Genomic DNA, 13,246 nt, shown 5'->3' with positions numbered 1-13,246 from the left:
TGGACATCAACCCTTTTTAAAAGAACCTATCAGACGATTAGAATCGCTCGTTACAGACACAGCTCTGCAAATTGCCCGCGCGTCAATGCAGCCAAATCCTTCGGCGCTAATTCGATTTCCAAACCACGCTTACCAGCACTGACACAAATAGTCTCTCTGTTTTCCGCGCTCTGATGAATAAAAGTAGGCAACACTTTTTTCTGACCAAGCGGGCTAATTCCCCCCACCACGTACCCCGTCGTTTTTTGCGCGATTTCAGGATTCGCCATTTCTGCCTTCTTAGCTTTAGCGGCTTTAGCAGCCAGCTTAAGGTTCAGTTTTTGGTCGACCGGAATGACAGCAACCGCCAAGTTTTTAGGCTCTCCATTCATACAGAACAACAAAGTCTTAAACACTTGCTCCGGATCTTGCCCCAACGCTTCAACCGCCTCCAAACCATAGCTATCTGCACGAGGGTCGTGATCATATTGATGAATAGTGTGGGTGACTTTTTTCTTCTTAGCGAGATTGATTGCCGGGGTCATGTTGATTCCATTGGATAAATAACAAAAAAGCGCTGCAAAATGTGCAGCGCTTTTAAGTTAATGAGATTTCGAAGTTTTAGTCAACTTACTTGTAAACAATCTCGCCAGCAGGTGCGTACTTGTTAACATCAACTGGGCTGTTCGCTTCTAGGTACTCTTTTAGAACCTCAGCGTCTACGAAACCAGTATTAACGTAACCAGGGTGACCTGTCAGTTTAGGGTAACCATCACCACCCGCAGCGTTAAAGCTTGGGATTGTGAAACGGTAGGTTTCATCAAGGCGAAGTTGCTTACCACCAATAAATACATTTGATACTTCGCCATTTGCTACTGTCATTGAGATACCAGCAAACTGTGCGTACGCGCCAGAATCAACAGGTTTAGTTGCAACTACGTTTAAGTAGTCGAGAACTTCTTTACCCGTCATGTCAGTGTAAGTCAGGATGTTAGCGAATGGCTGAACAGTTAGCACATCTTTGTACGTTACATCGCCGCCTTCAATCGAGTCACGAACACCACCTGAGTTCATTACTGCGAAGTCCGCTTTTGCACGCTCCATGTGAGCAGTTGCAATCAGACGGCCTAGGTTAGTTTGCTTAAAGCGAACGACGTTACGATCACCTTCAAGCTTGCCGTTAGTTTCTGCAATCTTCACATCCAGCTGCGCTTTACCTTTTTCTTGGTAAGGGCGTAGGAATTCAAGCAGTTCTTCGTCTTGCTTGATTTCATCTTCAATAAGAACACGTTGCTTCTTACCGTCGATCTTAACTTTCTTCTTCAAGTTAACTGGGATCAGGTCGTAGCTCACCATTTCTAGCTCACCGTTACGGAATTCGTAATCAGCACGACCTACGTATTTACCCCACTCGTGAGCCTGAACAATGTAAGTACCATTTTGTAGGTCTGGCTTACACTCGTCAGAAGGTTTGAAGTTCTTCTTAACAACGTTTGGCGCTTCCATACATACTGGCTCTTGAGAGTGACCACCTACGATCATGTCCAGAGAGCCTTCGTCTAGGTAGCGAGCAAGAGCCACGTCACCCGGAGCATTAACACCACGCTTACCATCTTCGTAGTGGCCCATGTGAGTCACAGCAAAGATCAGATCTGGTTTTTCAGTTTCTTCGATCTCAGCGATCAACTTCTTCGCTTCTTCTTTAGGATCGCGGAAGTCGATACCGCCAATGAATTCTGGGTTACCAATCTTAGCCGTATCTTCAGTAGTCAGACCAATTACAGCAATTTTAATACCCTGCTTATCAAACATCTGGTAAGCCTGGAACATACGCTCGCCAGTCTCTTTGTCGTAGATGTTTGCAGACAGCATTGGGAAGTTTGCCCACTCTTTCTGCTTAAACAGAACTTCAAGTGGGTTATCAAATTCGTGGTTACCTAATGCCATTGCATCGTAACCAATCTTGTTCATGCCTTTGAAATCTGGCTCGGCATCTTGCAGGTCAGACTCTGGAACACCTGTATTGATGTCACCGCCAGATAGTAGTAGCACGCTACCACCGTCAGCTTCTACTTCTGCACGCAGCTCGTCAACCAACGTTTTACGAGCAGCCATGCCGTATTCACCATATTTGTTCTGCCAGAAACGACCGTGATGGTCATTAGTGTGCAGAACTGTCAGTTTATAAGTTTTGTCCGCTTCCCACTCTTGCTGAGGTGCTGTCGCACAACCAGCTAGAGTTGCAAGAATCGCTGCGCTTAGTGCGGTTTTTACAATCAGGCGTTGCTTCATTGTCATACCTTTGAATTTTTGGGGATTTCCACTGCTTTATACTGAGTTTGTTGAACAGACGCGCTCAGCAACCAATAACTGAGAACTCAGTAAAACTTGAACTAGTTTAAATTAAGCCGTTAGGGGTGACATCTTGATTTCATATTTATGCCGCTTAGATCACCCTAATTGACATTTAAGTGTGTAACAAAGCAGCACAATTGCACCTGTTCTACCAAATGATCACAAGCAAACGTTTTACTGTGAGTTAACATCACTGAACAGCAAATGTGAGATTGAGCGTTTACTCAACAAAGAAAGGGAACATGACTTCTTCTTGTTAGGGTTCTAAGGGATTTGGGGAGCAATCAGAAACAAAAAAGGCTAGCCAATTGGCTAGCCTTTTTCTTAACAATGAATACCTACTTAATGTCGATGTGCTCGAAACCTTTAATCAGATCGTCCAGCGCTTTCATTTGCGCTAGGAAAGGTTCCAGCTTGTCTAAAGGCAATGCTGATGGACCATCACATTTTGCCTGATCAGGATTCGGATGCGCTTCAATAAACAGACCCGCAATACCAGTCGCCAGACCCGCTTTTGCCAATTCAACAGTCTGTTCACGACGACCGCCAGATGCAGCACCTGAAGGGTCACGCATCTGAAGTGAGTGGGTCACATCAAAGATGATTGGGCTACCTTTTGACGCTTTCTTCATCACACCGAAACCCAGCATATCTACCACTAGATTATCGTAACCGTGACAAGAGCCGCGCTCACATAGAATGATGTTGTCATTGCCACACTCGCTGAATTTATCAACGATGTTACCCACTTGACCTGGGCTCATGAACTGCGGTTTCTTAACGTTAATCACAGCGCCAGTTTTTGCCATCGCTTCAACAAGGTCAGTTTGACGAGCCAAAAATGCAGGTAGCTGAATCACGTCAACCACGTCAGCGACAGGCTGTGCCTGAGCTTCTGTGTGTACATCAGTGATAATTTTAACACCAAATGTGTCTTTCAGCTCTTGGAAGATTTTCATACCTTCTTCCAGACCCGGACCACGGTATGAATGAACAGAACTACGGTTTGCTTTATCGAATGACGCTTTGAACACGTAAGGGATGCCAAGCTTTTCTGTCACTTTGACATAGTGCTCACAGATCTGCATAGCCAGATCACGAGATTCAAGAACATTCATACCTGCAAACAACGTAAACGGTTTGTCGTTAGCTACAGGGATATCACCAACGTGAACGATTTTCTGTTCCATTTTTTTCTCTCTATTTCTTTGTGTATGCCAACCTGTAGCTGGACTTAATGAAGTGTTACCTGAGTCTCGCTCATGGCATTTACTTGATTCTTTAACAACTCAGCTGCCGGATCATCTGGGCACTGATCAATAAAATATTGGTAGTCACTCAGCGCAACTTGATGGCAGTCTAGCTGCTGGTAGATAAAACCACGATCGCGAATTTCATATGGGTCATCAGGTACAAACGTTAGCGCTAAATCGGTGCATTTCAAAGCCAAAGTATAGCGCTCTTCACGAAGTAAAGCGCTCTTAAGCAATGCTAGCCAACGACCGATAACCGTTGGATTATCCACAGACTTCAGATGTTCAGGTTCCAAAGTCGCTAGAGGCCCACTGTGCCCAATTAGCCACGCCCCCAGTACATGCTTGGAAACGTACTCACCATTGAATGGATTAATAAACTGTGGACTCTCACCATACCATTCCAGCTTCAGCAAAAACTGGCTTGGAAAGGTCACACCACTGATTGGAAAACCTAGCTTGCGCCCAAGGTACAGTAATAGTGCCCCCAAGCTTACCGGAATGCCTTTGCGACGCTCCAGCACTTTATCAATGAAAGCATTGGACGAATCATAGTAGGCTTCCTGATCACCAGTGAATCCCCACTCGTGATAAAAGAGGCGCAGCAAAGCGTCGAAACGTTGCTTTTCGTCGATCTCTTGGCTTAATCTCAACTCAGCTTCTTTTAGCAATCGATGCAGTTCTTTCTCTGCCCACTGATCATTGGTCGACGGGTTAATCGCTTTGTTTAAGATCAGCGCCCCTTCTGCCAGTTCAATAGCATCAAAATCTTCATCAAACAACTCAAGCATGAATAATACCTAGTACGCCTTAACCTAAAAATAATGGGGCTTTACTTACAGCCACCTTACCTGCCATCGCTAACCAGCCTAGCGCGCCAAAGAAGGAGAATGTACGTAGTAACTTGTTTTTACCCAACTTAAGAGCAAAGAAACCCAGTGCGATATACGCCAACACACAGGTAATTTTTTCCGTCAGCCAAGGAGCTGCAGCAGTAAAAGGAATAAAGCCAGTGATAAAAATCAGACCAATACCCGACAACAGTAAACACGTGTCATTGATGTGAGGGAAGACTTTGAAAAACTTCTTCTCTAACAGTTTGGAGTTGGCCATCATCATCGCGTAGCGCACAGACAATAAAGTGGCACTGATTGCTATCGTTAACAGATGAAAGTGCTTTAAACCTTCGTACATAATTATCTCTCTTGCTTCTCTGGAGAAAATTGACCTATGGTTACGCGGTCGTTTTCGCCGTAGTCTTTATAAGTTGTAATGTTTTGGTATCCCAGTGAGCCCAGAATCTCTCTCACTGCCATACCTTGATCGTAACCGTGCTCAAACATCAACCAGCCATCACACTGCAAAAAGCTCAGTGCCTGACTCGAAATGTGCTTGATATCAGCCAATCCGTTATCTTTCGCCACTAAAGCGCTCAACGGTTCAAATCGCACATCTCCCTGTGCTAAATGCGGGTCATGCTCTTCAATATAAGGAGGGTTTGATACTATCAGAGCAAACTTTGTACCAGTTTCAATCGGTTCAAACCAGCTGCCTGATAAAAATTGTGCATTGCGAATGCCCAGATGCTCAGCGTTAGACTCAGCCAGCTGTTTGGCTTCTTGCTTGAGATCGATACCCCAAACTTGACGGTTTGGTAGCTCCGAAGCAATGGCGAGTGCAATCGCGCCGGTTCCCGTGCCTAAATCTAGAATATCACCCTGATTTTCAACCGCTTTCTCTAAAGCAATTTCAACCAAACGCTCTGTATCTGGACGTGGAATAAGTGTGCTTGGTGCCACTTTCAGGGGCAGTGACCAGAACTCACGTTCACCGGTAATGTAAGCGACCGGTTCACCATTGATGCGACGCTGTAAGCTCGCTTCAAAAGCCAGAATTGCTTCTGAATCAAGAATTTTGTCAGGCCACGTCAGCAGAAAGGAGCGAGGCTTGTTGAGGGTGTGGCAAAGCAATACCGCGGCATCAAGAGAGGGCGAATCACTGCCACTCTCTTGAAGCTTGTTTACGGCACTCTTTAGTGTGTATTCAACACTATGTGGTGCAGTCATTGATTAGTTGTTCTCAGCCAGCGCCGCTAATTGGTCAGCTTGATGCTCTTGGATAACAGGATCAACCAAACTTGCTAGATCCCCTTCCATCACTTCATTGAGACGATAGATAGTCAGGTTGATACGGTGGTCAGAGACACGGCCTTGTGGGTAGTTGTAGGTACGGATACGGTCACTACGATCGCCTGAACCTAACAGGTTACGACGAGTATCTGACTCTTCCGCAGCACGTTTAGCTTCTTCGGCCTGGATAATACGTGCCGCCAGTACTGACATCGCTTTCGCTTTGTTTTTGTGCTGAGAACGCTCATCCTGACACTCAACAACAGTACCTGTTGGTAAGTGAGTAATACGAATTGCAGAATCCGTGGTGTTAACGTGCTGACCACCAGCACCCGACGCACGGAAGGTATCAATTTTCAGGTCTGCCGCTTTGATTTCTGGGATTTCCGCTTCTGGGATCTCCGCCATAATGGCGACAGTACATGCAGAAGTATGTACACGGCCTTGTGATTCAGTCGCTGGGACACGCTGAACACGGTGACCACCTGACTCAAACTTCAACACGCCGTAAGCACCATCACCAGAAACTTTTGCAATCATTTCTTTGTAGCCGCCATGTTCTGCTTCATTAGAAGACATGACTTCAACACGCCAACCTTTCTTCTCAGCAAACTTGCTGTACATACGGAATAAATCGCCTGCAAAAATACCGGCTTCATCACCACCCGCACCCGCGCGGATTTCTAGGAAACAGTTGCGATCATCGTTAGGATCTTTTGGTAGTAGCAGAATCTGTAGCTCGTCGTCAAGACGCTCGATAGTTTCCTGTGCTTCTTTGATCTCTTCCTGAGCCATCTCACGCATTTCAGCGTCGTCTTCCTTAGCCATTTCTTCAGCCGCGACTAGGTCTTCCTGTGCTTGCTGATAAGCTTGGAAACACTTTGTCACTTCCTCTAGCTGAGAGTACTCTTTTGACAAGGCGCGGAATTTATCTTGGTCGCCGATCACGTCAGGATCGCCAAGCAGGTGTTGAACTTCTTCGTATCGTTCAACCAGTGTTTCTAGCTTAGTTAGAATCGAGGCTTTCATAGTTTTCTTAACTCAGGGTTCGATAGATTGGTCGTTTTCACGTCCAATGAAATTAGGAGTCTTCCAGACCCAAACTTTGTCTTAATGTGGCGAGCTTGGCCGGCTCACCTTGTTCTGCAGCACTTTGCAATGCTCGGGTCGGTGCATGAATCAGCTTGTTAGTGAGCTTATTACTCAGCTCCAGCAATACTTTTTCCGGATCAGTCCCCGCTGCCAAAGACTGCAGACTTTTATTCAGTAGATCTTCTCTGATGTCATTGGCCGATTTTCGATAATCTCGAATACTGTCGACGGCTTGAAGAGAGCGCAGCCATGACATGAACGTGGCACTCTCTTCACTGACGATCGCTTCCGCTTGTATGGCTTCAACTTTTCGCTGCTCCATATTGCTTTCGACAATCGATTGCAGGTCATCTACAGAGTAGAGATACGCATCATCAAGCTCAGCCACTTGCGATTCAATATCACGAGGCACCGCAATATCCACCAACAAAATGGGTTGATGACGGCGGGCTTTCAGCGCACTTTCCACCATCCCTTTACCAATGATTGGCAGCGGGCTGGCCGTGGAGCTTATCACAATATCAGCGCGAGGAAGATGATCAGGTATTTCTGGCAAGCCAATGATTTGGGCACCAAACTGCTCAGCAAGTGGCAATGCACGCTCTCTGGTGCGGTTGGCAACAATCATTTTGCTACAACCATTGCTTGCAAGGTGTTTCGCCACTAGCTCAATCGTCTCACCAGCACCAACCAAAAGCACCGTAGAATCTTCAAGTGACTCAAAAATGTGCTTGGCCAATGTACAGGCCGCGTAAGCAACAGAAACGGCGTTGCCACCAATATCCGTTTCGGTACGGACACGTTTTGCGACAGAAAAAGTCTTCTGAAATAGCTTTTCCATCGCGGTATCGACCGACTTATGTTCACGAGAGTCTGAATAAGCCTGCTTAACCTGCCCTAGAATCTGAGGTTCACCAAGCACCAGAGAATCCAAACCGCAGGATACACGCATCAGGTGACGAATCGCCGCCTGCTCTTCGTGTACATACAAACTGGGTTTCAGGTCTTCAGGGCTTACCTGATGAAACTGAGCGAGCCAATCCACTACTTTGCTTTTACCAGAAGATTTGACGTCACAGTAGACTTCAGTGCGGTTGCAGGTTGAAATGATCACACTGCCATTGACATGAGGGTTATCGCCCAATTGCTTAAGTGCTTGAGGTAACTTCTCCGGTCCGAATGCGACTTTCTCTCGCAACTCTACCGAAGCCGTATTGTGGTTAATACCTATAGCAAGCAAAGACATGTAATCAGGGTTCTCGTTTTCAGCGAATGAACAAATAAGGACGGAATTTTACTTGATGGCCCGATTTAATTAAAGGGTATTCGGGATATGTTTTCATGACTTCGTGATTTCAATGATATAGTGTAGCGCAAGACAAGGACTCAAATGGATAAATAGCCAACAATGACGACCTATTTTCGTCCCTTCTTTATCTTTCTGTTCAGTAGTTTAATTCTTGCGGGATGCGCAACTCTTGACACCAGCACCACCAATGTCGAGTGGCAAACACACCAACAGCGCCTGAACAGTATCAGCCAATACCAAGCTAACGGAAAACTGGGCTACATTTCACCACAGCAGCGCCAGTCACTCAATTTTCAGTGGAAACACAGCCCCGATTTCAGCCAGCTTAGGCTCACCACTTTTATTGGTCAAACGGCACTGAACCTGAAAATTACACCGAGTGGTGCTTCGGTAGAAACGTATGAAGACGAAACCTACACTTCACACGATGCCCAATCGCTAATTTATCGCCTAACAGGGCTCACCCTACCTGTCGAGCAACTCAATAACTGGTTCTTAGGTAGCCCAATTGACGCTGATACATACCGACTCAATGACACCAATACTCTAGCTTCATTGACTAAGCAGGTGAATGGGCAAACCTGGCAACTTGATTACCTTAACTATCAAGATATCCAGTATCAGGGCAGCGCTTTACCATTGCCACAGAAGCTCAAGCTGAAACAAGGCGACATTTCAATCAACATCGTTATATCCAAATGGAATCTTGATCAATGATCAGCGAAACAACGCATTGGCCTTCACCGGCAAAACTGAACCTTTTCTTATATATCACAGGTCGCCGCGACAACGGCTATCACGAATTACAAACCTTATTCCAGTTTGTTGATCATGGTGACACCCTCACCGTTACCGCCAATCAGAGTGGTGAAATTCAATTAACACCCGATCTGCCGGGCGTAGCTGTTGAAGATAACCTGATTTGGCAAGCTGCGATGGCACTGAAGGCGAAAACAGGCTGTTCATACGGTGCCCAAATCGAGTTAGATAAAGTGTTACCAATGGGCGGAGGCATTGGTGGTGGCTCATCAAACGCTGCCACAGTATTAGTCGCCTTGAATCACCTTTGGCAGACTAAACTGACTGAGCAACAGCTGGCCGAGATTGGATTGAAGCTTGGTGCAGACGTACCTGTCTTCACACAAGGTTTTGCCGCGTTTGCTGAAGGTGTCGGTGAAGAGCTCACAAAAGCAGAACCTGAAGAAAAGTGGTATTTGGTCGTTAGACCGGATATAGCCATCGCAACGGCAGATATTTTTACGCACCCTGATTTAACTCGAAACACTCCAAAACGTGACCTGGCAACACTTCTTGACAGCCATTACGTAAACGATTGCGAAAAAATTGTTCGAATGCTGTACCCAGAGGTTGATAAGCAACTTTCATGGCTGCTACAATACGCGCCGTCAAGACTGACAGGGACCGGATCCTGCGTTTTTGCTGAGTTTTCGAGCCAAAATGAGGCCAACAAGGTTCTTGAACAATTACCTGACAATGTCTCTGCTTTTGTGGCTAAAGGGAAAAATATTTCTCCTTTATACGAGACACTGGCTAAGTATCGCTTAGCCCACAATATATCTATCTAAATACTGGACGCAACCCCGAGGTTTCCACCGTGCCTGATATGAAGCTATTTGCTGGTAACGCTACACCTGAACTAGCCCAACGTATTGCTGATCGTCTATACATCTCTCTTGGTGATGCTACTGTTTCTCGTTTTTCTGATGGCGAAGTCGCTGTACAAATCAACGAAAACGTACGTGGTAGTGATGTTTTCATCATCCAATCTACCTGCGCACCAACTAACGACAACCTAATGGAACTTGTAGTGATGATTGACGCAATGCGCCGCGCTTCAGCGGGCCGTATTACAGCAGTTATCCCTTACTTTGGTTACGCTCGCCAAGACCGTCGTGTACGTTCAGCGCGTGTGCCAATCACAGCAAAAGTTGTTGCTGACTTCCTTTCTAACGTTGGCGTTGACCGCGTCCTAACCATTGACCTACACGCAGAGCAAATCCAGGGCTTCTTCGATGTCCCTGTAGATAATATCTTCGGTACACCAGTTCTTCTGGATGATATGGAAGCGCGTGGTCTTGAAAATCCAGTTGTTGTTTCTCCAGATCTTGGCGGTGTTGTACGTGCTCGTGCAACGGCTAAAGCACTAGGTGACATCGACATCGCTATCGTTGATAAGCGTCGCCCACGTGCGAACGTTTCCGAAGTGATGAACTTGATTGGTGATGTAGAAGGCCGTGACTGTGTGATCGTAGATGACATGATCGATACTGGCGGTACGCTATGTAAAGCAGCTGAAGCGCTTAAAGAGCGTGGTGCTAAGCGAGTCTTTGCTTACGCAACTCATGCTGTATTCTCTGGTAACGCTGCACATAACATCAAGAACTCAGTACTGGACCAAGTCATCGTGACTGACTCCATCACTCAGTCAAAAGAAATGCAGGCAACAGGTAAAGTGACTACGCTAAGCTTGTCTCGTATGCTGGCTGAAGCAATTCGTCGTATTAGCAACGAAGAGTCTATCTCAGCAATGTTCAACTAATCTTGGATTAGATAAGAATGACTTGAAAACACCCCACTTTGGGGTGTTTTTTTATGGCAACAAACTAGCAGTCAATCCACACCTCGCCCGAGGTGAGAATTCTGTGCTATCATACTGCGCTTTTTGAGATTCCAAGAGAGATCCTAACCTTGAGTCAACAGATCAAACTTCTTGTCGGCCTTGCCAATCCTGGGCCTGAATATGCCAGAACCCGCCATAACGCTGGGGCTTGGGTAGTAGAAGAACTAGCACGCGTTCATAACATCACACTGAAAAACGAAGCGAAGTTTTTCGGCCTGACTGGACGCATTATGATGAACGGTCAAGATCTCCGCTTGCTTATCCCAACGACCTTTATGAATCTCTCTGGCAAATCCATTGCCGCATTGGCGAAGTTTTACCAGATTAAACCAGAAGAGATCATGGTCGCACACGATGAGCTAGACTTACCTCCCGGTGTCGCCAAATTTAAGAAAGGCGGCGGCCACGGCGGGCACAATGGTCTACGTGACACAATTAGTAAGCTTGGTAATTGCAAAGATTTCTATCGTCTGAGGATCGGTATTGGCCATCCGGGACACAAAGATAAAGTAGCGGGATTTGTTCTAGGTAAAGCGCCTGCCAAAGAGCAAGAGCTACTTGATGCAGCGGCTGATGAATCTGTTCGCTGTCTAGACATCCTAATAAAGGATGGCTTATCGAAAGCGCAAAACCGTCTACACACGTTCAAAGCAGAATAAGGTTAATATCATGGGTTTTAAATGTGGCATCGTTGGTCTACCAAACGTAGGTAAGTCAACTCTGTTTAACGCACTAACTAAAGCAGGTATCGAGGCGGCAAACTTCCCGTTCTGTACTATCGAGCCAAATACTGGCGTTGTACCTGTACCCGATCTGCGCCTAGACGCACTGGCGAAGATCGTTAACCCACAGAAAGTCCTGCCAACAACGATGGAGTTCGTTGACATTGCAGGTCTGGTTGCCGGTGCATCTAAAGGTGAAGGTCTAGGTAACAAATTCCTAGCGAACATCCGCGAAACTGATGCGATTGGCCACGTAGTGCGCTGTTTTGAGAACGAAAACATCGTTCACGTAGCTGGTAAAGTGTCTCCTATTGAAGACATTGAGGTTATCAACCTTGAGCTTGCGATGGCGGATCTAGATTCATGTGAACGTGCAATTCAACGTAACAACAAGAAAGCAAAAGGTGGCGACAAAGACGCTAAGTTTGAGCTAACTGTTCTTGAAAAACTGCTTCCTGTTCTGACTGAAGGTGGCATGGCTCGCACTGTTGAGCTGGCAAAAGAAGAGCTGGCAGCGATTGGTTACCTGAACTTCTTAACCCTCAAGCCAACAATGTACATTGCCAACGTCAACGAAGATGGATTTGAAAATAACCCATACCTAGACGCAGTACGTGAGTTTGCAGCAAAAGAAAACAACGTTGTTGTCCCAGTTTGTGCGGCCATTGAATCTGAATTATCTGAACTGGATGATGAAGATCGTGAAGAGTTCCTAGCAGATATGGGGATCGAAGAACCAGGTCTGAACCGTGTAATCCGCTCGGGTTACGAGCTTCTGACACTACACACTTACTTCACTGCAGGTGTTAAAGAAGTTCGAGCATGGACAATTCCAGTTGGAGCAACAGCGCCACAAGCAGCAGGTAAGATCCACACTGACTTTGAAAAAGGCTTTATCCGAGCTGAAGTCGTTGGTTACGATGATTTCATCGAATTCAACGGTGAAAGTGGTGCAAAAGATGCAGGTAAATGGCGTTTAGAAGGTAAAGAATACATCGTGAAAGATGGTGATGTTGTTCACTTCCGCTTTAACGTATAATTTCTTCGCAAGTCATTGACTTTCAAAGCCAGCATTCGTGCTGGCTTTGTTGTTTCTGGAACTTTGGCAATTAAATTAAGTTGGCTAATGGATAACATTTTGTTGTCACTTTTCGATGATTAACACGCCTCTTTGTTTAAAAAGAAACCGAACAGTTGATTTATCCCGATTTATTCAAAAAAACTATTGACGGCTTTGCTGCAACTTCGCATAATGCGCGCCGTTCCCGACGATAAGGTCAATTATCTGAAAGAACAAAACATGGTATGGCTACGTAGCTCAGCTGGTTAGAGCACATCACTCATAATGATGGGGTCACAGGTTCGAATCCCGTCGTAGCCACCATTCCTAAAGACTTTTACGAAAGTATTTAGGAATAGATGCGGAAGTGGCGGAATTGGTAGACGCACCAGATTTAGGTTCTGGCGCCGCAAGGTGTGAGAGTTCAAGTCTCTCCTTCCGCACCATGTTTTAGATAGCTTTTGCTATCAGCTCGTAGGTCTATCGCCAAGCGGTAAGGCAGCGGCTTTTGATGCCGCCATTCCCTGGTTCGAATCCAGGTAGACCTGCCATTTATTTAAAGTGTTAGGCCTTTTGGAAAAAGGGCTTGTCACTAAGAGCGTGAAGGTTTATATTGTCTCGCTCACGAGTGGCTACGTAGCTCAGCTGGTTAGAGCACATCACTCATAATGATGGGGTCACAGGTTCGAATCCCGTCGTAGCCACC

The 13,246-nt window shown here is 46.0% G+C and carries 13 protein-coding genes and 4 tRNA genes; 9 read left to right on the top strand and 8 right to left on the bottom strand.

What is annotated here, in order from left to right; genetic code table 11:
• Positions 1–50 precede the first annotated feature (50 nt).
• The 8 genes from ybaK to hemA all read right to left on the bottom strand — a co-directional run bounded on the left by ybaK (position 51) and on the right by hemA (position 8,054).
• The gene (gene ybaK / locus QMA41_RS23035; RefSeq protein WP_281630697.1) at positions 51–524 is read right to left on the bottom strand and encodes a Cys-tRNA(Pro) deacylase; all 474 of its coding nucleotides are present in this window, start codon (positions 522–524) and stop codon (positions 51–53) included.
• Between the two features lie 85 nt (positions 525–609).
• Complete coding sequence (gene ushA, locus QMA41_RS23030) at positions 610–2,271, bottom strand: bifunctional UDP-sugar hydrolase/5'-nucleotidase UshA (RefSeq protein ID WP_019277132.1); 1,662 nt, start codon at positions 2,269–2,271, stop codon at positions 610–612.
• 401 nt (positions 2,272–2,672) lie between these two features.
• Positions 2,673–3,524, bottom strand: coding sequence for a 3-deoxy-8-phosphooctulonate synthase (gene kdsA, locus QMA41_RS23025; RefSeq protein WP_019277131.1), 852 nt, complete (start codon positions 3,522–3,524; stop codon positions 2,673–2,675).
• A gap of 44 nt (positions 3,525–3,568) precedes the next feature.
• Positions 3,569–4,378 (bottom strand): SirB1 family protein, encoded by an 810-nt coding sequence (locus QMA41_RS23020; RefSeq protein WP_038510120.1) that lies wholly within the window; start codon positions 4,376–4,378, stop codon positions 3,569–3,571.
• A gap of 19 nt (positions 4,379–4,397) precedes the next feature.
• Positions 4,398–4,781, bottom strand: coding sequence for a SirB2 family protein (locus QMA41_RS23015; protein WP_006963099.1), 384 nt, complete (start codon positions 4,779–4,781; stop codon positions 4,398–4,400).
• 2 nt (positions 4,782–4,783) lie between these two features.
• On the bottom strand, positions 4,784–5,653 hold the full coding sequence (prmC, locus tag QMA41_RS23010; protein WP_281630696.1) for a peptide chain release factor N(5)-glutamine methyltransferase: 870 nt from the start codon (positions 5,651–5,653) through the stop codon (positions 4,784–4,786).
• Between the two features lie 3 nt (positions 5,654–5,656).
• Positions 5,657–6,745 carry a peptide chain release factor 1 gene (gene prfA, locus QMA41_RS23005; RefSeq protein ID WP_281630695.1) on the bottom strand — a complete coding sequence of 363 codons (1,089 nt, stop codon included), beginning with the start codon at positions 6,743–6,745 and terminating at the stop codon, positions 5,657–5,659.
• A 52-nt stretch (positions 6,746–6,797) separates the two neighbouring features.
• Positions 6,798–8,054, bottom strand: coding sequence for a glutamyl-tRNA reductase (gene hemA / locus QMA41_RS23000; RefSeq protein WP_019277129.1), 1,257 nt, complete (start codon positions 8,052–8,054; stop codon positions 6,798–6,800).
• Positions 8,055–8,216: 162 nt separating this feature from the next.
• Between hemA and lolB the strand changes: the two genes are divergently transcribed.
• The 9 genes from lolB (at position 8,217) to QMA41_RS22955 (ending at position 13,244) form a co-directional block, all read left to right on the top strand.
• Positions 8,217–8,834 carry a lipoprotein insertase outer membrane protein LolB gene (gene lolB / locus QMA41_RS22995; RefSeq protein ID WP_006963103.1) on the top strand — a complete coding sequence of 206 codons (618 nt, stop codon included), beginning with the start codon at positions 8,217–8,219 and terminating at the stop codon, positions 8,832–8,834.
• Positions 8,831–9,703, top strand: coding sequence for a 4-(cytidine 5'-diphospho)-2-C-methyl-D-erythritol kinase (gene ispE, locus QMA41_RS22990; RefSeq protein ID WP_281630694.1), 873 nt, complete (start codon positions 8,831–8,833; stop codon positions 9,701–9,703). Before lolB ends, ispE begins: the two co-directional genes overlap by 4 nt.
• 29 nt (positions 9,704–9,732) lie before the next feature.
• Positions 9,733–10,677 (top strand): ribose-phosphate pyrophosphokinase, encoded by a 945-nt coding sequence (locus QMA41_RS22985; RefSeq protein ID WP_006963105.1) that lies wholly within the window; start codon positions 9,733–9,735, stop codon positions 10,675–10,677.
• 149 nt (positions 10,678–10,826) lie between these two features.
• Positions 10,827–11,417: an aminoacyl-tRNA hydrolase gene (gene pth, locus QMA41_RS22980; protein ID WP_008075196.1), complete on the top strand. Its 591-nt coding sequence runs from the start codon at positions 10,827–10,829 to the stop codon at positions 11,415–11,417.
• Positions 11,418–11,427: 10 nt separating this feature from the next.
• Positions 11,428–12,519 carry a redox-regulated ATPase YchF gene (gene ychF / locus QMA41_RS22975; RefSeq protein WP_006963107.1) on the top strand — a complete coding sequence of 364 codons (1,092 nt, stop codon included), beginning with the start codon at positions 11,428–11,430 and terminating at the stop codon, positions 12,517–12,519.
• A 268-nt stretch (positions 12,520–12,787) separates the two neighbouring features.
• A tRNA-Met gene (locus tag QMA41_RS22970) sits at positions 12,788–12,864 on the top strand.
• A gap of 37 nt (positions 12,865–12,901) precedes the next feature.
• Positions 12,902–12,986, top strand: a tRNA-Leu gene (locus QMA41_RS22965).
• Positions 12,987–13,016: 30 nt separating this feature from the next.
• Positions 13,017–13,091, top strand: a tRNA-Gln gene (locus tag QMA41_RS22960).
• Positions 13,092–13,170: 79 nt separating this feature from the next.
• Positions 13,171–13,244: transfer RNA gene (locus QMA41_RS22955), tRNA-Met, on the top strand.
• Positions 13,245–13,246 lie beyond the last annotated feature (2 nt).

The sequence above is a fragment of the Vibrio sp. St2 genome (assembly GCF_947311885.1).
Lineage (GTDB): Bacteria > Pseudomonadota > Gammaproteobacteria > Enterobacterales > Vibrionaceae > Vibrio > Vibrio coralliilyticus.
This window is presented reverse-complemented; position numbering and strand designations above follow the sequence as displayed.

Bases quoted from the DNA above. Each gene is read 5' to 3' on its own strand.
- ybaK (WP_281630697.1), bottom strand. From the start codon at position 524: ATGACCCCGGCAATCAATCTCGCTAAGAAGAAAAAAGTCACCCACACT.
- ushA (WP_019277132.1), bottom strand. From the start codon at position 2,271: ATGAAGCAACGCCTGATTGTAAAAACCGCACTAAGCGCAGCGATTCTT.
- kdsA (WP_019277131.1), bottom strand. From the start codon at position 3,524: ATGGAACAGAAAATCGTTCACGTTGGTGATATCCCTGTAGCTAACGAC.
- QMA41_RS23020 (WP_038510120.1), bottom strand. From the start codon at position 4,378: ATGCTTGAGTTGTTTGATGAAGATTTTGATGCTATTGAACTGGCAGAA.
- QMA41_RS23015 (WP_006963099.1), bottom strand. From the start codon at position 4,781: ATGTACGAAGGTTTAAAGCACTTTCATCTGTTAACGATAGCAATCAGT.
- prmC (WP_281630696.1), bottom strand. From the start codon at position 5,653: ATGACTGCACCACATAGTGTTGAATACACACTAAAGAGTGCCGTAAAC.
- prfA (WP_281630695.1), bottom strand. From the start codon at position 6,745: ATGAAAGCCTCGATTCTAACTAAGCTAGAAACACTGGTTGAACGATAC.
- hemA (WP_019277129.1), bottom strand. From the start codon at position 8,054: ATGTCTTTGCTTGCTATAGGTATTAACCACAATACGGCTTCGGTAGAG.
- lolB (WP_006963103.1), top strand. From the start codon at position 8,217: ATGACGACCTATTTTCGTCCCTTCTTTATCTTTCTGTTCAGTAGTTTA.
- ispE (WP_281630694.1), top strand. From the start codon at position 8,831: ATGATCAGCGAAACAACGCATTGGCCTTCACCGGCAAAACTGAACCTT.
- ychF (WP_006963107.1), top strand. From the start codon at position 11,428: ATGGGTTTTAAATGTGGCATCGTTGGTCTACCAAACGTAGGTAAGTCA.